The organism is Streptomyces sp. NPDC008121 (assembly GCF_042957155.1).
Taxonomy (GTDB): Bacteria; Actinomycetota; Actinomycetes; order Streptomycetales; family Streptomycetaceae; genus Streptomyces.
This window is the reverse complement of record NZ_JBIBHT010000013.1, coordinates 44895-67048: the sequence shown is the minus strand read 5'-3', so window position 1 is coordinate 67048 and position 22154 is coordinate 44895. Positions and strand designations below refer to the sequence as shown.

The following is a 22154-nucleotide window of genomic DNA, read 5'->3' as shown; positions in this document are numbered from 1 at the left end:
ATGAGCGTAGGCAGTACTGCTCCGAAGCCCGGCGCACCGGGAGTCCTGTCGGGGCGGACTGCCGGACCGGGACGGGGGGGCTCGCGATTCGGCCGTCTGCTCCAGGGTGGAGCACCGGGCGGGCCGGTGCTCCGGCTCTTCGCCCGCTGGGTGCGCCGTCCCCTGCTGCCCGCCGTCCGGCTGTGGCGCAGGAACATCCAGCTCCGCGTCGTCGCCGGCACCCTGCTGATGTCGCTCGGCGTGGTGCTGCTCCTCGGCCTGGTCGTCATCGGCCAGGTCCGTAACGGTCTGCTCGATGCCAAGGAGAAGGCCGCCCAGAGTCAGGCCGCCGGCGGGTTCTCCGCCGCCCAGGACAAGGCGGCGAGCACGCCGTCCGTGCCCGGAGGGCAGGACGGCGCCCGCGCCGGAGCCTCGCTGACCTGGCGTTCCACCCTCGTCGAGCAGCTCGCCAGTGGCGGTCAGAGCGCCTACAACGTGGTCGCGCTCTCCCTGGAGGAAGCGGAGGGGACCGCGAGCCGCGGCGCCCGCGCCTCGGGCGAGGTCGACCCGGCCACGAGCATCCCCGGCGACCTGCGGCACCTCGTGGCCCAAGGGACCGGCACGTTCCAGCGGTACGCCCGGATCCACTACACCGACGGCAAGGCCTCGGAAGCGGGCCTGGTGGTCGGCAAGCGGCTCAATGACGCCGAAGGCACCCAGTACGAGCTGTACTACCTCTTCCCGCTGAGCCAGGAAGAGGACTCCCTCACCCTGGTCAAGGGCACCCTCGCGACCGCCGGGCTGTTCGTCGTGGTGCTGCTCGGCGCCATCGCGTGGCTGGTGGTGCGGCAGATCGTCACCCCCGTGCGGATGGCGGCCGGGATCGCCGAGCGGCTCTCCGCGGGGCGGCTCCAGGAGCGGATGAAGGTCACCGGCGAGGACGACATCGCCCGGCTCGGCGAGGCCTTCAACAAGATGGCGCAGAACCTCCAGTTGAAGATCCAGCAGCTGGAGGAGCTCTCCCGGATGCAGCGGCGGTTCGTCTCGGACGTCTCGCACGAGCTGCGGACGCCGCTGACGACGGTACGGATGGCGGCCGACGTCATCCACGAAGCGCGGGTCGACTTCGACCCGGTCACCGCCCGCTCCGCCGAGCTGCTCGGCGACCAGCTCGACCGTTTCGAGTCGCTGCTGGCCGATCTGCTGGAGATCAGCCGCTTCGACGCGGGCGCGGCGGCGCTGGAGGCCGAGCCGATAGACCTGCGGCAGGTCGTGCGCCGGGTGATCGGAGGGGCCGAACCGCTCGCCGAGCGCAAGGGCGGCAGGATCGTGGTCGTCGGCGACGAGCAGCCGGTGGTGGCCGAGGCGGACGCCCGCCGGGTCGAGCGCGTGCTGCGCAACCTCGTCGTGAACGCCGTCGAGCACGGCGACGGCCGTGACGTGATCGTCAAGCTGGCGGCCGCGGGCGGGGCCGTCGCGGTCGCCGTACGGGACTACGGGGTGGGGCTCAAGCCCGGCGAGGCGACGCGGGTCTTCAACCGGTTCTGGCGGGCCGACCCGGCCCGCGCGCGGACCACCGGCGGCACCGGCCTCGGCCTGTCGATCGCGGTCGAGGACGCGCGGCTGCACGGCGGCTGGCTGCAGGCGTGGGGCGAGCCGGGGGGCGGCTCGCAGTTCCGGCTGACCCTGCCGCGGACCGCGGACGAGCCGCTGCGCGGCTCTCCGATCCCCCTGGAGCCGGAGGACTCGCGGCGCAACCGCGAGGAGGCCGCCGCCGGGCGGGCGCGGGAGGACGGAGCCCGGCTGACGTCGGTGCCGGCGCAGACCGCCGGGGACCATCCGGCGCTGCCCGTACCGTCGCGGATGTCCGCCGCGTCGCGGGCCACCGCGGATCCGACGGCCCTTCCGGGCAGCGGGTCCCGGGTGGTCCCGAGGGCGGCGGCCGAGGCCGGCAGTGATGAGGCGATGGCGTCGACGAACGCCGAGGGGGAGGACGGAACACGTGGGCGCTGACTCCCGAGGGCAGCACCCGGGGCGGGGACGTGGGAGGGCCGTACGGGCGGCCGGGGCGCTCGCGGGGGCGCTTCTGGTGGCCGGTTGCGCGTCGATGCCCGACAGCGGCGATGTACGGAACGTACGGGCCTCCGACCCGGGCGACTCGCAGGTGCGGGTGTACGCCGTGCAGCCGCGGGAGAACGCCGACCCGGCCGAGATCGTCGACGGCTTCCTCGAGGCCATGACCAGCGACGACCCCGGCTTCGCCACGGCCCGGAAGTACCTGACCAGTCAGGCGGCGCAGGCGTGGAAGCCGGAGGAGCGGATCACCGTGCTCACCACGGCGCCCGACCGCGGCCAGGCCGACCGGGTCTCCGACCCCGGGAGCCCGGGGCGGGCCTATCCCATCAAGGGCCGGCAGATCGCGACCGTCGACGCCCGGCACGCCTACAAGCCGGTCGGCCCGGCCGACTTCAACGACTCGATCCACGTGGTGCAGCAGCCCACCGCCGACGGCAAGGGCAAGGAGTGGCGGATCGACGGCCTGCCGCCGGGTCTCGTGCTCAGCGAGGCCGACTTCCAGCGCACCTACCGGTCCGTCGACACGTACTACTTCGCGTCCGGGGAGGACTGGGTCGTCGCCGATCCGGTCTACATCCGCCAGCGCCAGGACCCGGTCACCCGGATGGACACGGTGACCCAGTCGGTCAAGGCGCTGCTGGAGGGGCCGACGAACTGGCTGAAGCCGGCCGTCGACTCGAGTTTCCCGTCGGGTACCGCCCTGAAGGCCGGTGTCACGTCGCTGTCGACGGACGACCAGTCCACGCTGAGGGTGCCCTTGAACGGCAAGGCCGACCACGTGGGCGGAGTGGTGTGCCGGCGGATGGCGGCGCAGCTGCTGTTCACGCTCGGCGATCTGACGTCCGTACGGGTGGAGCAGGTCGAGCTCCTGCGGGGGTCGGACGGCGGCCGGCTGTGTTCGCTGGGCAAGCAGGCGGCGATGGAGTACGCGCCGGTCCGGGACACGGGCCGGGCGGAGAACCCGTTCTACGTCGACGCGACCGGCAAGTTGATGGCGGTCCCGGTCGGCGACAAGGCGAACGAGCAGCAGGACGGCACGCTCGGGCCCTTCGGCGACGGTGTGATGCCGCTGCGGTCGGTCGCGGTGGACCGCGACGAGCGACGTGCGGCCGGGGTCGGCAAGGACGGCCGTGAGCTGCGGGTGGCGTCGATCCTCACCGACCACGAGCTGCGCCCGGCGCTGGTGCGGAGCAACGCCGGCCGGCCCGAGGACCGGCTTTCGGCGCCCAGTTGGGACGGCCGGGGCGATCTGTGGGTGGCGGACCGCGACCCCGTGAAGCCGCGTCTGTGGATGGTGCCGGACGGCGAGGGCGAGCCCGTCGAGGTGCGTGCGCCCTGGCTGGCGGACGGCGAACGGGTCGAATCGCTGCGGGTCTCCGCGGACGGGGTGCGGGTCGCGCTGCTGCTGAAGACGAAGGACGGCGGCACCACCCTGAAGATCGGTCGGGTGGAGCGCGACGGTGGCGGGGAGCCGACGGTGTCGGTCGACGCGCTGCAGCCGGTGGCGCCGCACATGGAGGCCGTCACGGCCGTGTCCTGGGCCGGTCCGAGCCGGCTGGTCGTAGTCGGCAAGGAGGCCGGCGGCGTCCAGCAGGTGCGCTACATCCAGACGGACGGGGCGACCTCGGCCTCGTCGCTGCTGCCCGGCCTCAACGGCGTGACGGCCGTGGCCGCGCCCAACGACGACCGGGCCCCGGTCGTGGCCGAGTCCGGCAACGACGGCATCGTGCGGCTGGTGCCGGGCGCGAACTGGCAGCGTCTGGCCAAGGTGACGGGCTCCGCGCCGGTCTACCCCGGGTAGCCGCGCCGCCTCTCCGGAGCGGCGTCCCGCGGCGGTCCCCGCCGGTTGTCCACAGGGGTGGCCGGTCGGGGCCGGCAGGAGGACAGTGGAGCCATGCGGGGGTGGTGGCGTGAGATCGCCGGGCTGGTGCTGCCGGTCGCCTGCGGAGGCTGCGGCAGCGCCCGTACCGAGCTGTGCCCGTCCTGCCGGACGAAGCTGACGGGACCGGGTCCGTGCCGGGTGCGGCCCCTTCCCGAGCCGGCCGGACTGCCGCCGGTGCACGCGGCGGCGCCCTACGCCGATGCCGTACGGTCCGTGCTCCTCGCCCACAAGGAGCGCGGCGCGCTCTTCCTCGCCGGACCCCTCGGCGACGCGCTGGCCGGCGCCGTCAAGGCCGCTGCCGGCCCCTGTGAGGCGTCGGGGGCCGTTCCCCTTCTCCTCGTACCGGTGCCGTCGTCGCGGCGCTCCGTGCGGGCGCGTGGTCACGACCCGACCCGGCGGATCGCGCTGGCGGCCGCGGGGAGGCTGCGCCGTTCGGGACGGACCGCCCGGGTGATTCCCCTCCTGCGCCAGCGGTGCGGCGTGGCCGACCAGTCGGGCCTTGACGCCCGGGGGCGACTCGCCAACCTGTCCGGGGCGCTGGAGGTCGTCGCGGGCGGAGCGCGGCTCGTGGAGCGGGGGCGGGTGGTGCTGGTGGACGATCTGATGGCCACCGGTGCCTCGTTGGCCGAAGCGGCGCGGGCACTGGGTGCCGTACACCGGCCGTTCATTCCTGGATTACTCGGCGGCGGTGCGGATAGAGGACCCGAGAACCGAATCGGGCAGCCGGTGGCCGCGGTGGTCGCTGCTTCTCCGTCATCGTTCGAAATAAACAGGAACTGACGGGGAACACGCATCGTTGCAGGTGATGAGAGGTGGAAACACCCGAACGGAGGTAAGTGACCGCAGCGGGTGCCGACACCCGTCCGAACGAGCTATGTTCGGTTGTGAGGAATGGCGCAGGTCATCCCTCACGGAATGCACGGGTGCGCCTAGAGGACGGGAGTTCAGGGCGAATTAACCTCAGGTCGGTGGGGTGGGGATCACGCCGACTGGGGAGGAGGAGGTGAACGTCGCCAAGTCCGGGACTCCGGTGAACATCCGGAGTCTGGTGCAAAGGGAGAGGCCCAGCGGCCAGGGTGCCGGTCTGGGCTATCCGGGAACGGAGTTCTGCGTGGACATCGTCGTCAAGGGCCGCAAGACCGAGGTGCCCGAGCGGTTCCGCAAGCACGTGGCCGAGAAGCTGAAGCTGGACAGGATCCAGAAGCTCGACGGCAAGGTGATCAGCCTCGACGTCGAGGTGTCCAAGGAGCACAACCCGCGGCAGGCCGACCGGTCCGACCGTGTGGAGATCACCCTCCACTCCCGAGGCCCGGTGATCCGGGCGGAGGCCGCGGCAGGCGACCCGTACGCAGCGCTCGACCTCGCCAGCGACAAGCTGGAGGCTCGACTGCGCAAGCAGCACGACAAGCGGCACACCCGTCGCGGCAGCGGAAGGATTCCGGCGGCCGAGGTGGGCGACGTGGTGCCGGGCGTCGCGCAGCTGAACGGCAACGGCGAGCTGGTGGGCGAGGAGTCCGGGGCCGTGCCCACCAAGATGATCGGCTCGCTCGAAGTGCAGGGCGACGGCCCGCTGGTGGTCCGCGAGAAGACCCACCGGGCCGCACCGATGACACTCGATCAGGCGCTCTACGAGATGGAGCTGGTCGGGCACGACTTCTATCTCTTCGTCGACTCCGACAACAAGCAGCCGAGTGTCGTCTACCGGCGACACGCGTACGACTACGGCGTCATCCACCTGGAGAGCGACCCGCTCGCCGAAGGCGGCGGCGCCGGTGGTGCCCTCGGCGGCTGAACGGCCGCCGCGCACCACGCTGACGAGTCCCTCATGGTGCCCCTGGAGCGCCCCGTGCGCCCCCAGGGGCACCCCCGTGCGACCACGGGATCACCGCGCTGACGCCCGGGCATGAAATCATGGCGTGCACGCCAACCGGTCCTTCAAGGAGTGCGGTTGGAGGACCGAACACGACTTCAGGCCACGGCCTCAGGGGGAGGAACGATGGCGGACAGCTTCGGGCCGGTGCACAGCGGGCGGGAGCCCGCTCGCGCGGCCGGTACCGAGGGATCGGATTCGGACAGCGGCTCGTGCCGCAAGGAGCCGATCCGAGTTCTCGTGGTGGACGATCACGCCCTCTTCCGGCGCGGTCTGGAGATCGTCCTCGCCCAGGAGGAGGACATCCAGGTCGTCGGCGAGGCGGGGGACGGGGCCGAGGCCGTCGACAAGGCCGCCGACCTGCTGCCGGACATCGTGCTGATGGACGTCCGCATGCCCAAGCGCGGCGGGATCGAGGCCTGCACCTCCATCAAGGAGGTGGCCCCCTCCGCGAAGATCATCATGCTGACGATCAGCGACGAGGAGGCCGACCTCTACGACGCCATCAAGGCGGGCGCGACGGGATATCTCCTGAAGGAGATCTCCACCGACGAGGTCGCCACCGCCATTCGCGCGGTCGCCGACGGCCAGTCGCAGATCAGCCCCTCCATGGCGTCGAAACTCCTCACCGAGTTCAAATCGATGATCCAGCGCACGGACGAGCGCCGGCTCGTTCCCGCGCCCCGGCTGACCGACCGGGAGCTGGAAGTCCTCAAGCTCGTGGCGACCGGCATGAACAACCGGGACATCGCCAAGGAACTGTTCATCTCCGAGAACACGGTGAAGAACCACGTCCGCAACATCCTGGAGAAGCTCCAGCTGCACTCCCGGATGGAAGCGGTCGTCTACGCCATGCGCGAGAAGATCCTCGAGATCCGATAGGCCGCGGCAGGGCGTCGGCACGCGCGGTCGTCGGTCACGCGAGGACGGTGGTCACCCGAGGCCGTCGGTCACGCGAGGACGGTGGTCACGCGCGGCCGCCGGTCACGCGAGGGCGGCGGTGAGCCGGGCGGCCAGGCCGGGAGTGTCCGCCCGCTCGATCCGTACGCTGTCGCAGCCCACCCACTCGGCCGCCTCGCGCAACGCCTTCGCCATCGGGACGACCGCCTTCGGCGCCACCAGGGACACCTGCTTCGCCACCAGTGTCCTGCCGTCGCGCGCCGGGTCGACCCGGCCCAGGAGCCTGCCGCCGGAGAGCAGCGGCATCGCGAAATAGCCGTGCACCCGCTTCTGCTTGGGGACGTACGCCTCCAGGCGATGGGTGAACCCGAAGATTCGCTCCGTCCGCGCCCGCTCCCAGATCAGCGAGTCGAACGGCGAGAGCAGCGTCGTGCGGTGCCGCCCGCGCGGCTCGCTCGCCAGGGCGGCCGGATCGGCCCAGGCGGGCTTCGCCCAGCCCGCCACCGTGACCGGCACCAGCCCGGAGGACTCGACCACCGCGTCGAACGCCTCGCCCTTGATCCGGTGGTAGTCGGCGATGTCCGCGCGCGTGCCCACGCCCAGCGCCTCGCCCGCCTGCCGCACCAGCCGCCGCAGGCACTCCGTGTCATCGAGGTCGTCGTGCAGCAGCTCCCCCGGGATCGCGCGCTCCGCCAGGTCGTAGACCCGCTTCCAGCCGCGCCGCTCGGTGCACACCACCTCGCCGTACATCAGCGCCCGCTCGACGGCCACCTTCGACTCGGACCAGTCCCACCACTCGCCCTTGTTCTTCGCCCCGCCCAGCTCGGTCGCGGTGCGCGGGCCCTCGGCCCGCAGCTGCCCGATCACCGCGTCGTACGCCCCGTCCGCCAGCTCGTGGTACCACTGCGGGCGCGCGCGGTAGCCGCGCCGGCGGAAGGCGAAGAGCGGCCACTCCTCGATCGGCAGGATGCAGGCCGCGTGCGACCAGTACTCGAAGGCGTGCGGACGCGGTCCGTCCGCGCCGGCGGCCGTCGTACCGGACCAGTACGCCTCCTCGACGACCGTACGGCCCACGGCGCCGAGACGGGCGTACGGGATCAGCTCGTGCGAGCGGGCCAGGACCGAGATCGTGTCGAGCTGCACCTGGCCGAGGTGGCGCAGCACGCCCCGCACGCCGGAGCGGCGGTCCGGCGCTCCCAGCAGGCCTTGGGCGCGCAGGGCGATCCGGCGGGCGTCGTCGGCGGACAGTTCGACAGCGGGCGGCGGCACAGTCGTCATGCTCCGCACCCTAGGGCCCGCCACTGACACCCGGCCCGGCCCGGCCTCGGACGACCCGCCCCCGCCCCCGGGTCGCGGCGGTCAGGCATCGGCGCGCGGGGCCGGCAGATAGGGCGTGGCGCCGCGCAGACCCAGGTCGGAGGGGAGCAGGGAGCCGACCCAGCTGTCGCGCAGGGTGCCCTTGTTCGGCAGGGCGGCGCGGAGCACGCCCTCGACGGTGAAGCCGGTCTTCTCGGCGACCGCGCGGGAGCCGGCGTTGCCGACCTCGGCGCGCCACTCCAGACGCGTGCAGTGCAGCTCGGTGAAGGCCCAGCGGGCCAGGGCGAGGAGGGTCTCGGTCATGTAGCCGCGGCCGCGGTGCTCCTTGGCGGTCCAGAAGCCGACCTCCCACGAGCCGGAGCGCGGGTGGTGGAGGCTGGCGGCGGCCAGGATCGGGCCGCCCTCCCGGAGCCGTACGGCGAAGGTGTACTCGGTGTCGTCCCGCCAGCCGTGCGGGACGACGCGGTGCAGGAAGTACTCGGCGTCCTGCCGCGTGTACGGGGAGGGCACCGACGTCCAGCGCTGGATGTCAGGGTCCTGACAGGCGGCGAGGACCTCGTCCCCGTCCTCGGGGGCGAAGGCGCGCAGCGCCAGACGCGGGGTGGCGAGGGTGATCGGCTCCATGCCGGGATTGTGGTGACCCGACCGCCGTGGCGCGAACACTTTTCGGGTCGTCGCGGCACCTTCCGCGCGTCTGGTGCGTTGTCTTTCCGGGCGGCGGTGACCCTTCGGCACTGCGGGCCTCCCGGCGCGGCGGCGGTCTCGCTTACGATGGCCGTTGCGGTGGGGACCACCTGCCGTGCCCGCGCCCGAGTCATGACAAGACCCAGTGCCAGGCCCGACCGGCAAGGAGACCAGCCTCAGTGTCCGTCTTCAACAAGCTCATGCGTGCAGGCGAAGGCAAGATCCTGCGCAAACTGCACCGCATCGCGGACCAGGTCAACTCCATCGAAGAGGACTTCGTCAACCTCTCCGACGCCGAGTTGCGGGCGCTCACCGAGGAGTACAAGCAGCGGTACGCCGACGGCGAGAGCCTCGACGACCTGCTCCCCGAGGCCTTCGCGACCGTCCGCGAGGCCGCCAAGCGCGTCCTCGGCCAGCGCCACTACGACGTCCAGCTGATGGGCGGCGCCGCGCTGCACCTCGGCTATGTCGCCGAGATGAAGACCGGTGAGGGCAAGACCCTCGTCGGCACCCTCCCCGCGTATCTGAACGCGCTCTCAGGCAAGGGCGTCCACCTGATCACGGTGAACGACTACCTCGCCGAGCGCGACTCCGAGATGATGGGCCGCGTCCACAAGTTCCTGGGCCTCCAGGTCGGCTGCATCCTGGCCAACATGACGCCGGCCCAGCGCCGAGAGCAGTACGCCTGCGACATCACGTACGGCACGAACAACGAATTCGGCTTCGACTACCTGCGCGACAACATGGCGTGGTCCAAGGACGAGCTCGTCCAGCGCGGCCACAACTTCGCCTGTGTCGACGAGGTCGACTCCATCCTGGTCGACGAGGCCCGTACGCCGCTGATCATCTCCGGCCCGGCCGACCAGGCCACGAAGTGGTACGGCGACTTCGCCAAGCTGGTCACCCGCCTCACCCGCGGCGAGGCCGGCAACCCGCTCAAGGGCATCGAGGAGACCGGCGACTACGAAGTCGACGAGAAGAAGCGCACCGTCGGCATCCACGAGTCCGGCGTCGCCAAGGTCGAGGACTGGCTGGGCATCGACAACCTCTACGAGTCGGTGAACACCCCGCTCGTCGGTTATCTGAACAACGCCATCAAGGCCAAGGAACTGTTCAAGAAGGACAAGGACTACGTCGTCATCGACGGCGAAGTCATGATCGTCGACGAGCACACCGGCCGTATCCTCGCCGGCCGCCGCTACAACGAGGGCATGCACCAGGCGATCGAGGCCAAGGAGGGGGTGGACATCAAGGACGAGAACCAGACCCTCGCCACGATCACCCTCCAGAACTTCTTCCGCCTCTACGACAAGCTCTCGGGCATGACCGGTACGGCCATGACCGAGGCGGCGGAGTTCCACCAGATCTACAAGCTCGGCGTCGTCCCGATCCCGACGAACAGGCCGATGGTCCGCAAGGACCAGTCCGACCTGATCTACCGCACCGAGGTCGCGAAGTTCGCCGCCGTCGTCGACGACATCGCGGAGAAGCACGAGAAGGGCCAGCCGATCCTCGTCGGCACGACGTCGGTCGAGAAGTCCGAGTACCTCTCGCAGCAGCTCTCGAAGCGGGGCATCCAGCACGAGGTGCTCAACGCCAAGCAGCACGACCGTGAGGCGACGATCGTCGCCCAGGCCGGCCGCAAGGGCGCCGTCACGGTCGCCACGAACATGGCCGGCCGAGGCACCGACATCAAGCTCGGCGGCAACCCGGACGACCTCGCCGAGGCCGAGCTGCGCCAGGCCGGCCTGGACCCGGTCGAGCACGTCGAGGAGTGGGCCGCGGCCCTGCCCGGCGCGCTGGAGCGGGCCGAGAAGGCCGTGAAGGCGGAGTTCGAGGAGGTCAAGTCGCTCGGCGGGCTCTACGTCCTGGGCACCGAGCGCCACGAGTCCCGCCGTATCGACAACCAGCTGCGGGGTCGTTCCGGCCGTCAGGGCGACCCGGGCGAGTCCCGGTTCTACCTCTCCCTCGGCGACGACCTGATGCGTCTGTTCAAGGCGCAGATGGTCGAGCGCGTCATGGCCATGGCCAACGTGCCGGACGACGTGCCGATCGAGAACAAGATGGTCACGCGCGCGATCGCCTCCGCGCAGTCGCAGGTGGAGACCCAGAACTTCGAGACGCGCAAGAACGTCCTGAAGTACGACGAGGTCCTCAACCGCCAGCGCGAGGTCATCTACGGCGAGCGTCGCCGCGTCCTGGAGGGCGAGGACCTGCACGAGCAGATCCAGCACTTCATGAACGACACGATCGACGACTACATCCGCCAGGAGACCGCCGACGGCTTCGCGGAGGAGTGGGACCTCGACCGGCTGTGGAACGCCTTCAAGCAGCTCTACCCGGTGAAGGTCACCGTCGAGGAGCTGGAGGAGGCGGCCGGCGACCGCGCGGGCATCACCGCCGAGTTCATCGCCGAGTCCGTCAAGGACGACATCCACGAGCAGTACGAGGCCCGGGAGAAGTCGCTCGGCTCGGAGATCATGCGTGAGCTGGAGCGCCGCGTGGTCCTCTCCGTGCTCGACCGCAAGTGGCGCGAGCACCTCTACGAGATGGACTACCTCCAGGAGGGCATCGGCCTGCGCGCGATGGCCCAGAAGGACCCGCTGGTCGAGTACCAGCGCGAGGGCTTCGACATGTTCACCGCCATGATGGAGGGCATCAAGGAGGAGTCCGTCGGTTACCTGTTCAACCTGGAGGTCCAGGTCGAGCAGCAGGTCGAGGAGGTCCCGGTGCAAGACGCGGCCGGGAAGACCTCGCTGGACAAGCAGGACGCGGTGCCCGCGGGCGCCGGGCGGCCGGAGATCCGCGCCAAGGGGCTCGACGCCCCGCAGCGGCCGGACCGGCTGCACTTCTCCGCGCCGAAGGTGGACGGGGACGGGTCGGTCGTCGAGGGCGACTTCATCTCCGAGGGCGCTTCGGCCTCGGGTGACGGCATGACCCGCGCGGAGCGCCGCAAGGCGCAGAAGAGCAGCGGCGGGCGTCGCCGCAAGAAGTAGCGGTACGCGACGGTACGGAGAAGGGGCCGGGCACCTGGTGAGGTGACCGGCCCCTTCGTCGTGCCCGGGGCGGTCCCGGGCGGGCCGTGTGGCGGGCCGTGCGGGGCCGTGGCGGGCGTCAGGGGCGCCGGGACGCCTGGGCGGGGACACGGGCAGCGGCCCCCTCGGGAACGGGGTCGGGGAGGCGGTCGGGAAGGGCGGCGGGAAGGCCGCCGCCCGTCAGACCGTCCACCTCCACGGCGGCGCAGCGCCAGCGGCCGTCCGCGCCGCGCTCCAGGCGGAACGCCAGGGCGCGGACCCGGTCGCCGGTGGCGATGCTCGCGAACGCCTCGACGGCCCCCGGGCGGGGCTGGTGGACGGAGCAGCGCCGGAGCACGGGGCGGGCGCCGCCGGACCGCAAGGGCGTACCCGGAGCGAGCCGGACCAGCTGCTCGTACGCCACGCCCACCGTCCGGCCCAGCATCCAGTGGACGGGCCGGTCGCCGGTGAGGACCGCGAGGAGGCGCTCGGCGAACACGGTGTGCGGCGGGAGGGCGGGCGGCGCCGTACGGGGGCGGGACGGGCCGGCGGGGCGGGTCCCGGCGGACCCCCTCGGGCCCGTGCCGGCGGGGCCGCGCGGGGCGGAGCGGGGGCGGGGCGTACGGGGGCGGGTGGCCGTGCCGGAGGGCGCCGCACCGGTCCTCGGCCCCACGAGCGGGCCCGGGGTCCCGTCCCGGTCCGTCGCCGGGACCGAGTCCCGCTCCGGGGCGGCGGGCACCGTGGTGCGCGGCGCGCGGGCCGTCGTGGTGGCGGTCGTGTCCATGGGCGTCCCCGTCCCTCGCGCCCGCTGGTCTACCGGGCGGTAACTTCTGTTGGGGATCTTGTACGGGGGCGGTCACGGCCCTCGCAAGGCGCCCCGGAGGTGCGTGGGCCCGCGCCCTCGATTCACCTATCCGGGTGAGTCGAGGGCGTCCGGAGCCGGTGGGCGCGGGGGCCGCGGAGCGGCGGCCGACGACCGCCGGGCGGGCGGCCCCCAGGCCCCGAAGGGGGACTCCGCACGTATCCTGAGGGCGTTTCCGACTACGAAAGCGGCCAGCCATGCGCGTGTACGTCCCCCTGACCCTTGCCGGTCTCGCACAGGCGCACAAGGCGGGCGAGCTGGGCCCGAGCCCGCTGACCGCCTACGCCGTCACCCCCGCGCTGCGCGAGTGGTACGTCTCCGACGACATCGAGGAGCTGGAGTACGCCGCGCTCAGCCGGGCGGCGGCCGCCTCCCTGCGCATGCTCGCCGTGGACCCCTCGGCCGCCCGCCGCCGGATCGTCGTGGCCGTCGACGTGGCGGACCAGGACGCCGCCGTCGACCCCGACCGGGGCCTGGACACCGGCTCGCTCGGCGAGGTCCGGATCGCCGGAGCCGTACCGCTGACGAAGGCGGCGGCGGTGCACGCCGACGCGGACGACGCCGAGGCGGACGTCTCGGCCGCCGCCGACGCGCTGGGCGCGGCGGATCAGGGTGACGACGACGCGCAGTTCACGGTGGACGGGGCGGAGGACCACGAGCTGCTCTGGTTCGGCGTCCAGGAGATCCCGGGCCTGCTGGGCTGACGCGGAGCGGCCGGCGGCCGTACGCACGTCGGGCCCGACCGGCCGGCGCCCGTACGCAGGTCGTGCCCGGCCGGCCCGGGGCGGTTGTCCGAGGGGGCCGGTACCGTCTTCGCATGGGGAAGCACGGGACGCAGCGGCGCGGCAAGCATCTGGTCTGGGACTGGAACGGCACGCTGCTCGACGACATCCAGGCCGTCATCGGGGCCACGAACGCGGCCTTCGCCGAGCTGGGGCTCCCGCCGATCACGCTCGCGCGCTACCGGGACCTGTACACGGTGCCGGTGCCGAAGTTCTACGAGCGGCTGATGGGGCGGCTGCCCACCGAGACCGAGTGGGCGCTGATGGACGGCATCTTCCACCGGCATTACTGGCAGCGGGCCGACGGCTGCGGTCTGACGGCCGGGGCGGCGGAGCTGCTCGCCGCGCGACAGGCGTCGGGGTTCACCCAGTCCCTGCTCTCGCTCGCCCCGCACGCGGAGCTGGTGCCGCTGGTCCGGCGGCACGGGATCGAGGCTCGGTTCGTGCGCGTCGACGGGCGGACCGGCGCGTCGACGGTCGGCAAGGCCGCCCAGATGGTGCGCCACCTCGCCGCGCTGGAGGGCGTCGAGCCGGAGCGGATCGTCGTCATCGGCGACGCGGCGGACGACGCCCTGGCGGCGGCGCACGTCGGCGCCAAGGCCGTGCTGTACACCGGGGGGTCGCACAGCCGCGCCAGCCTGGAATCCGTCGGAGTGCCGGTCGTCGACTCGCTCACGGAGGCGGTGGAGGTGGCGGAGGAGCTGGTCTAGGGGGCCTTTTTCGCCTTTGGCGTGCCCCGTTCACTCGCTCGGGAGGGTCTGCAGCCCGGCGTCAAGTCCCCTGTTTTTCCAAACCGGCGCTCGTCGCCGTACAGAACGTCAAAATCGGCCCCTCGGTTTTGTACACATCCAGCTCATGACGGGTGGGGGGTGGGGCCCGATAGGCTTCAGATGCATGCTGACGTCCGGTCAGGCGGCGCAACGCACGTACGACGAAGGCTGGTTGACCGGAAGTGGCTGATAACGGCCCGGTCTTCTCTTTCCTCGGGCCTATGTTCCCTTCACGGATGCACCCCGCATCCCACGGCCCCCGAACGCGGCGAAGGGAGACCCGGAAAGGCCCTTGCTTGGCGGCTGGCCTCTCCGGATCTCCCTCGCCTGCCGAAGGGGTCCCCCCTGTTGCGAGGAGAGTGGTTCCCTTGGCTTCTGTCGACGGTATCTCAGACCGGCCCCGACGTGGCAGCCGTGCTCTGGCGTGGTTCACGGCCTGCGTGGGTCTGCTGGCGGGGGTCGTCGCGGTCGTGCTCGCGCTGGCCGGGCACGGTGAGGTGGCCGTGGCCGTGGGCGCGGTCGGTGTGGCCGTGGCCGGCCGGGAAGGGCTGCGGGTGACCGTGCACGTCCGGCGGTGAGCACGCGGCGCGGGCGGGGTTCGCCGGTGCCCCCGGCAGGCCCCGTCCGTGCCACCCGTACGCGCGGTGCGTCCCCCGCTCCCTCCCGGCCCGGCCGGTCAGTCCCGGCCGGTCAGTCCCTGGGCGCGGAGGACCTTGAGGAACTCGCGCATCCAGGTCGGGTGGTCCGGCCAGGCGCGGGAGGAGACCAGGGTGCCGTCGACGACCGCGGCCGTGTCCTGGAAGCCGGCACCCGCCGCCTGCATGTCGAGTTCCAGGGCCGGGTAAGCCGTCACCCTGCGGCCCTCCAGGCCGCCGATCGCGGCCGTCAGGAGCGGGCCGTGGCAGATCTGGGCCACCGGCTTGTCCGCGTCGAAGAAGGACTTCAGGATCTTCCGCAGCTCCGGATCGTTGCGGAGGTACTCCGGCGCCCGGCCGCCCGGGATCACCACCGCCACGTAGTCGCCCGGATCCACCTCCGAGAAGGCCAGGTCGGCGGGCCAGGTGTAGCCGGGCTTCTCGGTGTACGTGTCGAAGCCGGGCTCGAAGTCGTGCACGACGAACCGCAGCTGCTTCCGCGCCGGCGCCGCGATGTGGACCTCGTACCCTTCTTCGAGCAGCCGCTGATACGGGTACATCACCTCCAGGGATTCCGCCGCGTCCCCCGTCACGATCAAGATCTTCGCCATCACGACTCCCGGATCCGGTGGTGGTGTCCGACGCTCAGAAGTGCCGCCGCCAGACTGCTCGCGTCGCGGAGCTCTGCCAAGAGGACATGCGTCGCTGTCCATAACGGCAAACTTCCACCCCCTCTTTTGTACACATACGGCTCATGACGGGCCGGGGGTAGGGAGCGATAGGCTTTTGCCGTGATCAGCGCGATACGCCGAGGGGGCAGCGAAGCCCCCGGCCTCCGCCCGGTCCGCGACAGCGGCCGGGCCGACAGGGCGTTCGCCGGTCCTTCCCGTCCGAGCCCGCCGCGCACTGTGGCCGAATCCGGTCCGGACATCTCTCATCACGGCATAACGTCGACTTCGACCGGAAACCCCGCGTCGTGGCGTTGTGTCCTTTCTTTCACCTACGTCACGCAACGGCGCGCGACAGGAGCCAGAGGACATGCAGACCAAGCTGGACGAAGCCAAGGCCGAGCTCCTCGAGAGGGCCGCCCGCGTAGCTGAGAACAGCCCGGTCGGGGGGCGACTTCCGACGGGGCCCGAGCACGGGGAGAGGCCCGACCGGGACACTCTCCTCGACTACCTCCAGCGCTACTACCGGCACACCGCGCCCGAGGACCTCGCCGACCGCGACCCGGTGGACGTCTTCGGCGCCGCGCTCTCGCACTACCGGCTGGCCGAGAACCGCCCCCAGGGCACCGCCAACGTCCGCGTCCACACCCCGACGGTCGAGGAGAACGGCTGGACCTGCAGCCACTCCGTCGTCGAGGTCGTCACCGACGACATGCCGTTCCTCGTGGACTCCGTGACCAACGAGCTCTCCCGCCAGGGCCGCGGCATCCACGTCGTGATCCACCCGCAGGTCCTCGTCCGCCGCGACCTCACCGGCAAGCTCATCGAGGTGCTGACCGCCGAGAACGGCGGGGCGGCGAAGGCCGAGCTCCCGCACGACGCGCTCGTCGAGTCCTGGATCCACGTCGAGATCGACCGGGAGACCGACCGCGCCGACCTCAAGCAGATCACCGCCGACCTGCTGCGCGTCCTGTCCGACGTCCGCGAGACGGTCGAGGACTGGGAGAAGATGCGCGACGCCGCGATGCGCATCGCCGACGGCCTCCCCGCCGAGCCCATGGCCTCCGACCTGCGCCCCACCGAGGTCGAGGAGGCCCGCGAACTGCTCCGCTGGCTCGCCGCCGACCACTTCACCTTCCTCGGCTACCGCGAGTACGAGCTCGTCGACGGCGACGCCCTGTCCGCCGTCCCCGGCACCGGCCTCGGCATCCTGCGCTCCGACCCGCACCACAGCGGCAAGGACGACCACCACGCCCACCCGGTCTCGCCCTCCTTCAGCCGGCTCCCCGCCGACGCCCGCGCCAAGGCGCGCGAGCACAAGCTGCTGATCCTCACCAAGGCCAACAGCCGCTCCACCGTGCACCGCCCCTCCTACCTCGACTACGTCGGCGTGAAGAAGTTCGACGCCGAGGGCAACGTCATCGGCGAGCGCCGCTTCCTCGGCCTCTTCTCCTCCGCCGCCTACACCGAGTCCGTGCGCCGCGTGCCGGTGGTCAGCCGCAAGGTGCAGGAGGTCCTGGTCGGCGCCGGCTTCTCGCCCAACAGCCACGACGGCCGCGACCTGCTCCAGATCCTGGAGACCTACCCGCGCGACGAGCTGTTCCAGACCCCGGTCGACCAGCTCCGGTCCATCGTCACCAGCGTCCTGTACCTCCAGGAGCGGCGACGTCTGCGGCTCTACCTCCGCCAGGACGAGTACGGGCGCTACTACTCCGCCCTCGTCTACCTGCCGCGCGACCGCTACACCACCGGCGTCCGGCTGCGGATCATCGACATCCTCAAGGAGGAGCTCGACGGCACCAGCGTCGACTTCACCGCCTGGAACACCGAGTCGATCCTCTCCCGCCTCCACTTCGTCGTCCGCGTCGAGCCCGGCACCGAACTCGCCAAGCTGACCGACGCCGACGCCGACCGCATCGAGGCACGGCTCGTCGAGGCCGCCCGCTCCTGGGCCGACGGCTTCGGCGAGGCCCTCAACGCCGAGCTCGGCGAGGAGCGCGCCGCCGAGCTGCTGCGCCGCTACGGCAACGCCTTCCCCGAGGGCTACAAGGCCGACCACTCGCCGCGCGCCGCCGTCGCCGACCTGGTCCGCCTGGAGGAGCTCGGCCGCAGCGGCAAGGACTTCGCGCTCTCGCTGTACGAGCCGGTCGGCGCCGGCCCCGGCGAGCGCCGCTTCAAGATCTACAAGTCGGGCCCCCAGGTCTCCCTCTCCGCCGTCCTGCCGGTCCTCAACCGGCTCGGCGTCGAGGTCGTCGACGAGCGCCCGTACGAGCTGCGCTGCGCCGACCGCACCCACGCCTGGGTCTACGACTTCGGCCTGCGGATGCCGTCCTCCAACGGCGACCACCTCGCCGACGACGCCCGCGAGCGGTTCCAGGAGGCGTTCGCCGCCACCTGGACCGGCGAGGCCGAGAACGACGGCTTCAACGCGCTGGTGCTCTCCGCCGGCCTGAACTGGCGCCAGGCGATGGTGCTGCGCGCCTACGCGAAGTACCTCCGCCAGGCCGGCGCGATGTTCAGCCAGGACTACATGGAGGACACCCTCCGCGACAACGTCCACACCACCCGGCTGCTCGTCTCCCTCTTCGAGGCCCGGATGGCCCCGGAGCGCCAGCGCGCCGGCACCGAGCTGACCGACGGGCTCCTGGAGGAGCTGGACGGCGCCCTCGACCAGGTCGCCTCCCTCGACGAGGACCGGATCCTCCGCTCCTTCCTCACCGTCATCAAGGCCACCCTGCGCACCAACTTCTTCCAGAAGGCCGAGGACGGCAGGCCGCACGCGTACGTGTCGATGAAGTTCGACCCGCAGGCGATCCCCGACCTTCCCGCCCCCCGCCCGGCGTTCGAGATCTGGGTGTACTCCCCGCGCGTCGAGGGCGTCCACCTGCGCTTCGGCAAGGTCGCCCGCGGTGGTCTGCGCTGGTCCGACCGGCGCGAGGACTTCCGTACGGAGATCCTCGGCCTGGTCAAGGCGCAGATGGTCAAGAACACCGTCATCGTGCCCGTCGGCGCCAAGGGCGGCTTCGTCGCCAAGCAGCTCCCGGACCCGTCCGTGGACCGTGACGCCTGGCTGGCCGAGGGCATCGCGAGCTACAAGACCTTCATCTCGGCGCTCCTGGACATCACCGACAACCTCGTCGCCGGCGAGGTCGTCCCGCCGGTCGACGTGGTCCGCCACGACGAGGACGACACCTACCTCGTCGTCGCCGCCGACAAGGGCACCGCGACCTTCTCCGACATCGCCAACGAGGTCGCCGTCTCCTACGGCTTCTGGCTCGGCGACGCCTTCGCCTCCGGCGGCTCGGCCGGCTACGACCACAAGGGCATGGGCATCACCGCCCGCGGCGCCTGGGAGTCCGTCAAGCGGCACTTCCGCGAGCTGGGCCACGACACCCAGACCGAGGACTTCACCGTCGTCGGCGTCGGCGACATGTCCGGCGACGTCTTCGGCAACGGCATGCTGCTCTCCGAGCACATCCGGCTCGTCGCCGCCTTCGACCACCGGCACATCTTCATCGACCCGAACCCGGACGCGGCCGTCTCGTACGCCGAGCGGCGCCGCCTCTTCGAGCTGCCGCGCAGCTCCTGGGCCGAGTACGACACGAACGCCCTCTCCGCGGGCGGCGGGATCCACCCCCGGTCCGCCAAGTCGATCCCGGTCAACGCGCAGACCCGCGCGGCCCTCGGCATCGAGGCCGGCGTCACCAAGATGACCCCGGCCGAGCTGATGCGGGCGATCCTCCACGCCCCCGTCGACCTGCTGTGGAACGGCGGCATCGGTACGTACGTCAAGTCGTCCGCCGAGACCCACGCCGACGTCGGCGACAAGGCCAACGACGCCATCCGCGTCAACGGCGAGGACCTGCGGGTCAAGGTCGTCGGCGAGGGCGGCAACCTCGGTCTGACCCAGCTCGGCCGCATCGAGTTCGCCCGCAAGGGCGGCCCCGAGGGCGAGGGCGGCAAGGTCAACACCGACGCCATCGACAACAGCGCCGGTGTGGACACCTCCGACCACGAGGTCAACATCAAGATCCTGCTCAACGGTCTCGTCACCGAAGGCGACATGACCGTCAAGCAGCGCAACGCCATCCTCGCGGAGATGACCGACGAGGTCGGCGCGCTCGTCCTGCGCAACAACTACGCGCAGAACGTGGCCCTGGCCAACGCCGTCGCCCAGTCGCCGTCCCTGCTCCACGCCCACCAGCGCTTCATGCGCCGGCTGGGCCGCGACGGGCACCTCGACCGCGCGCTGGAGTTCCTGCCGCAGGACCGGCAGATCCGCGAACTGCTCAACACCGAGCGCGGCCTGAGCCAGCCGGAGCTCGCCGTCCTCCTCGCGTACACCAAGATCACGGTGGCCGACGAGCTGATCCACACCGAGCTGCCCGACGACGTCTACCTGCGCGAACTGCTCCACGAGTACTTCCCGACGCTGCTGCGTGAGAAGTTCCCCGAGGCGATCGACGCCCACGCGCTGCGCCGGGAGATCATCACCACGATCCTGGTCAACGACACCGTCAACAGCGGTGGCTCGACCTTCCTGCACCGCCTCCGCGAGGAGACCGGCGCGTCGATCGAGGAGATCGTCCGCGCGCAGACCGCCGCCCGCTCCATCTTCCGGCTCGGCGAGGTCTGGGACGCCGTCGAGGCCCTCGACAACCGCGTCCCGGCCGACGTCCAGACCCGGATGCGGCTCCACTCCCGTCGTCTGGTCGAGCGCGGCACGCGCTGGCTGCTGGGCAACCGGCCGCAGCCGCTGCGGCTCGCCGAGACCATCGGCTTCTTCGGCGAGCGCGTCGAGCAGGTCTGGGGCGAGCTGCCGCAGCTGCTGCGCGGCGCGGACCTGGAGTGGTACCAGTCGATCCTCCAGGAGCTGACCGGCGAGGGCGTCCCGGAGGAGCTGGCCCTGCGGGTCGCCGGATTCTCCTCCGCCTTCCCGACGCTCGACATCGTCGCGATCGCGGACCGTACGGACAAGGACCCGATGGCGGTCGCCGAGGTCTACTACGACCTGGCCGACCGGCTGCGGATCACCCAGCTCATGGACCGGATCATCGAGCTGCCGCGTGAGGACCGCTGGCAGTCGATGGCCCGCGCCTCCATCCGCGAGGACCTCTTCGCCGCGCACGCCGCCCTCACGGCCGACGTGCTGGCGGCGGGCAACGGCACCTCGACGCCGGAGGACCGGTTCAAGGCCTGGGAGGAGCGGAACGCGGCGATCCTCGGCCGTGCGCGGTCGACGCTGGAGGAGATCCAGGGCTCGGAGACGTTCGACCTGGCCAACCTGTCGGTGGCCATGCGGACGATGCGCCAGCTGCTGCGCACGCACAGCTGAGACCGGCGCCGCCGGACGTGACGAAGGGCCCCGTCGGGTTTCCGGCGGGGCCCTTCGTCGCGCGGTGGGGCGCCCCGTGGTGGGGGGCCGGCCGGTCTCACACGTCGTCGTCCTGGCGGACGGCGACCGACGCGGTCCACAGCCGCCGTGCGGCCACCAGCGCCGCCAGGAGCAGCAGAGCGTTGCGGGCCACCATGACGGCCACGCCCCGCTCGGTGCCCGTCACCACCTCGTCGTACAGGACGGGGTAGGCAAGCGAGCTGAGCGCCGCGGCCGGCAGCAGGAGCAGCGCCACCGGGCGCATCACGGTCTCCCGGCAGGTGAGGCAGACGGCGACCAGGCCGAGCAGCCAGACCATGTACTGGGGGCTGATCACCCTGCTGGTGACGGTGAAGAGCAGCACCGCCGCCAGGGCCGCGTCCAGCGGCGTCGCCACCGTCCAGGTGCGGGCCCGCAGCCGCCACAGCAGCAGCCAGACGAAGGCCAGAACCGTCAGGAGCAGGGCGAGCCGGCCGATGCTGGAGACGTACGGGCCGACGTACTCGAACGCCCCGAAGCGGTACTCCACCGTCCCCGGCCAGACACCCGCCGCCCGGCCCAGCGCCAGGGCGGTGCCGCCGAGCGACTCGATCTGCACGCCCCGGCCGCCCTGCTGGCGCAGAAAGCCGAGGGAGTCGGAGAAGCAGAACGCCAGGGTGGCGAGCAGCGCGGCGGCGGTGGTCGCGGCGGCGATCCAGGTCTCGCGGGTGGTACGGCCCCGGGGAGTGCCGATCAGCGTGAGCACCGGCCACACCTTGACCAGCGCGCCGACGGCGGCGAGCGCGCCGCCGAGGACCCGGCCGGCGGCGAACCGGGACTTCATCGCGAGGAGGGCGAGGACCGCGACGGCGGTGACCTGCACGTCGTACCGCGCGAGGGGGAGGTGGAGGAGCAGGGGCAGGCCGCAGACCCAGACCCAGGCGCCGTGGGTGAGGCGGTGGCTGTCGGCGCGGGCGAGGGCGAGGGCCACGGCGGCGTCGGCGAGGAGGGTGAGGCCGACGAAGGCCTGGAAGTACGTCAGCCAGGGCAGCACGCCGGGCGACATGATGACGAGCCCGGCGCCCGGCGGGTACTGCCAGGTGGAGTCGTCCACCGGGAAGGTGCCCCGGGCGAACTGCCCGTACCAGTGCTGGTAGAGGACGTACACCTCGCGGCCCACGCCGCCGACGCCGAGGCTGTCGCGCAGCAGGAGCAGGAGCATGCCGGCGCGGGTGACGAGCCAGAGGACGGCCAGGGCGATCCACGGGCCGCGGCCGACCGCGACGAAGGTGGCCGCCGTGAACGTCTCCGACTCGAAGGGCGAGCCGGTGAGCCCGGGGGGCGGGGGTGCGCACCCGGACC

14 protein-coding genes and 1 pseudogene are annotated in these 22154 nt (G+C 71.9%); 10 read left to right on the top strand and 5 right to left on the bottom strand.

Translation table 11 applies throughout. The features are described from left to right. The 5 genes from mtrB (at nucleotide 1) to ACFZBD_RS31875 (ending at nucleotide 6689) form a co-directional block, all read left to right on the top strand. Nucleotides 1-1992, top strand: a complete 1992-nt coding sequence (gene mtrB / locus ACFZBD_RS31895) for an MtrAB system histidine kinase MtrB (protein WP_391146483.1) — start codon at nucleotides 1-3, stop codon at nucleotides 1990-1992. 94 nt (nucleotides 1993-2086) lie between these two features. Next, nucleotides 2087-3856 (top strand): LpqB family beta-propeller domain-containing protein, encoded by a 1770-nt coding sequence (locus ACFZBD_RS31890; RefSeq protein WP_391146480.1) that lies wholly within the window; start codon nucleotides 2087-2089, stop codon nucleotides 3854-3856. 93 nt (nucleotides 3857-3949) lie between these two features. Then, a complete protein-coding gene (locus ACFZBD_RS31885; RefSeq protein ID WP_391146477.1) occupies nucleotides 3950-4717 on the top strand; it encodes a ComF family protein in 768 nt (255 codons plus the stop codon). A 331-nt stretch (nucleotides 4718-5048) separates the two neighbouring features. Beyond that, nucleotides 5049-5729 (top strand): ribosome hibernation-promoting factor, HPF/YfiA family, encoded by a 681-nt coding sequence (gene hpf / locus ACFZBD_RS31880; protein WP_391146503.1) that lies wholly within the window; start codon nucleotides 5049-5051, stop codon nucleotides 5727-5729. Nucleotides 5730-5933: 204 nt separating this feature from the next. Then, the gene (locus tag ACFZBD_RS31875) at nucleotides 5934-6689 is read left to right on the top strand and encodes a response regulator (RefSeq protein ID WP_391146474.1); all 756 of its coding nucleotides are present in this window, start codon (nucleotides 5934-5936) and stop codon (nucleotides 6687-6689) included. 102 nt (nucleotides 6690-6791) lie between these two features. Here ACFZBD_RS31875 and ACFZBD_RS31870 read toward each other — a convergent pair whose 3' ends face one another. Together ACFZBD_RS31870 and ACFZBD_RS31865 are read right to left on the bottom strand one after the other, a co-directional pair. Continuing rightward, entirely contained in the window at nucleotides 6792-7985 is a 1194-nt protein-coding gene (locus ACFZBD_RS31870; protein WP_391146471.1) for a DNA glycosylase AlkZ-like family protein, read from the bottom strand. 81 nt (nucleotides 7986-8066) lie between these two features. Beyond that, nucleotides 8067-8648 carry a GNAT family N-acetyltransferase gene (locus tag ACFZBD_RS31865; RefSeq protein ID WP_391146468.1) on the bottom strand — a complete coding sequence of 194 codons (582 nt, stop codon included), beginning with the start codon at nucleotides 8646-8648 and terminating at the stop codon, nucleotides 8067-8069. A gap of 239 nt (nucleotides 8649-8887) precedes the next feature. Here ACFZBD_RS31865 and secA point away from each other — a divergent pair, with 239 nt between their 5' ends. Further along, a complete protein-coding gene (gene secA / locus ACFZBD_RS31860) occupies nucleotides 8888-11704 on the top strand; it encodes a preprotein translocase subunit SecA (protein ID WP_391146466.1) in 2817 nt (938 codons plus the stop codon). Between the two features lie 223 nt (nucleotides 11705-11927). Here the strand turns inward: secA and ACFZBD_RS31855 are convergent. After that, nucleotides 11928-12395: pseudogene (locus tag ACFZBD_RS31855) on the bottom strand (Rv3235 family protein); the annotation flags it as partial. Between the two features lie 386 nt (nucleotides 12396-12781). On the opposite strand from ACFZBD_RS31855, the gene ACFZBD_RS31850 reads away from it, so the two are divergent. The 3 genes from ACFZBD_RS31850 to ACFZBD_RS31840 all read left to right on the top strand — a co-directional run bounded on the left by ACFZBD_RS31850 (nucleotide 12782) and on the right by ACFZBD_RS31840 (nucleotide 14714). Continuing rightward, complete coding sequence (locus tag ACFZBD_RS31850) at nucleotides 12782-13288, top strand: DUF6912 family protein (RefSeq protein ID WP_391146464.1); 507 nt, start codon at nucleotides 12782-12784, stop codon at nucleotides 13286-13288. A gap of 113 nt (nucleotides 13289-13401) precedes the next feature. Further along, nucleotides 13402-14076 (top strand): HAD family hydrolase, encoded by a 675-nt coding sequence (locus ACFZBD_RS31845; RefSeq protein ID WP_391146463.1) that lies wholly within the window; start codon nucleotides 13402-13404, stop codon nucleotides 14074-14076. Nucleotides 14077-14576: 500 nt separating this feature from the next. Then, a complete protein-coding gene (locus ACFZBD_RS31840) occupies nucleotides 14577-14714 on the top strand; it encodes a hypothetical protein (RefSeq protein ID WP_391146460.1) in 138 nt (45 codons plus the stop codon). Between the two features lie 98 nt (nucleotides 14715-14812). Here ACFZBD_RS31840 and ACFZBD_RS31835 read toward each other — a convergent pair whose 3' ends face one another. Beyond that, on the bottom strand, nucleotides 14813-15385 hold the full coding sequence (locus ACFZBD_RS31835; RefSeq protein ID WP_391146457.1) for a DJ-1/PfpI/YhbO family deglycase/protease: 573 nt from the start codon (nucleotides 15383-15385) through the stop codon (nucleotides 14813-14815). 424 nt (nucleotides 15386-15809) lie between these two features. On the opposite strand from ACFZBD_RS31835, the gene ACFZBD_RS31830 reads away from it, so the two are divergent. Beyond that, on the top strand, nucleotides 15810-20774 hold the full coding sequence (locus ACFZBD_RS31830; RefSeq protein WP_391146454.1) for an NAD-glutamate dehydrogenase domain-containing protein: 4965 nt from the start codon (nucleotides 15810-15812) through the stop codon (nucleotides 20772-20774). Between the two features lie 97 nt (nucleotides 20775-20871). Here the strand turns inward: ACFZBD_RS31830 and ACFZBD_RS31825 are convergent, their stop codons facing one another. Continuing rightward, nucleotides 20872-22014, bottom strand: coding sequence for a glycosyltransferase 87 family protein (locus ACFZBD_RS31825; protein ID WP_391146501.1), 1143 nt, complete (start codon nucleotides 22012-22014; stop codon nucleotides 20872-20874). Between the last annotated feature and the right edge of the window lie 140 nt (nucleotides 22015-22154).

Coding starts and splice junctions, on each gene's coding strand:
- ACFZBD_RS31885 (WP_391146477.1), top strand. CDS start 3,950: ATGCGGGGGTGGTGGCGTGAGATCGCCGGGCTGGTGCTGCCGGTCGCC.
- ACFZBD_RS31850 (WP_391146464.1), top strand. CDS start 12,782: ATGCGCGTGTACGTCCCCCTGACCCTTGCCGGTCTCGCACAGGCGCAC.
- ACFZBD_RS31830 (WP_391146454.1), top strand. CDS start 15,810: ATGCAGACCAAGCTGGACGAAGCCAAGGCCGAGCTCCTCGAGAGGGCC.
- ACFZBD_RS31825 (WP_391146501.1), bottom strand. CDS start 22,014: ATGCTCCTGCTCCTGCTGCGCGACAGCCTCGGCGTCGGCGGCGTGGGC.
- ACFZBD_RS31865 (WP_391146468.1), bottom strand. CDS start 8,648: ATGGAGCCGATCACCCTCGCCACCCCGCGTCTGGCGCTGCGCGCCTTC.
- ACFZBD_RS31875 (WP_391146474.1), top strand. CDS start 5,934: ATGGCGGACAGCTTCGGGCCGGTGCACAGCGGGCGGGAGCCCGCTCGC.
- ACFZBD_RS31845 (WP_391146463.1), top strand. CDS start 13,402: ATGGGGAAGCACGGGACGCAGCGGCGCGGCAAGCATCTGGTCTGGGAC.
- ACFZBD_RS31870 (WP_391146471.1), bottom strand. CDS start 7,985: ATGACGACTGTGCCGCCGCCCGCTGTCGAACTGTCCGCCGACGACGCC.
- ACFZBD_RS31890 (WP_391146480.1), top strand. CDS start 2,087: ATGCCCGACAGCGGCGATGTACGGAACGTACGGGCCTCCGACCCGGGC.
- mtrB (WP_391146483.1), top strand. CDS start 1: ATGAGCGTAGGCAGTACTGCTCCGAAGCCCGGCGCACCGGGAGTCCTG.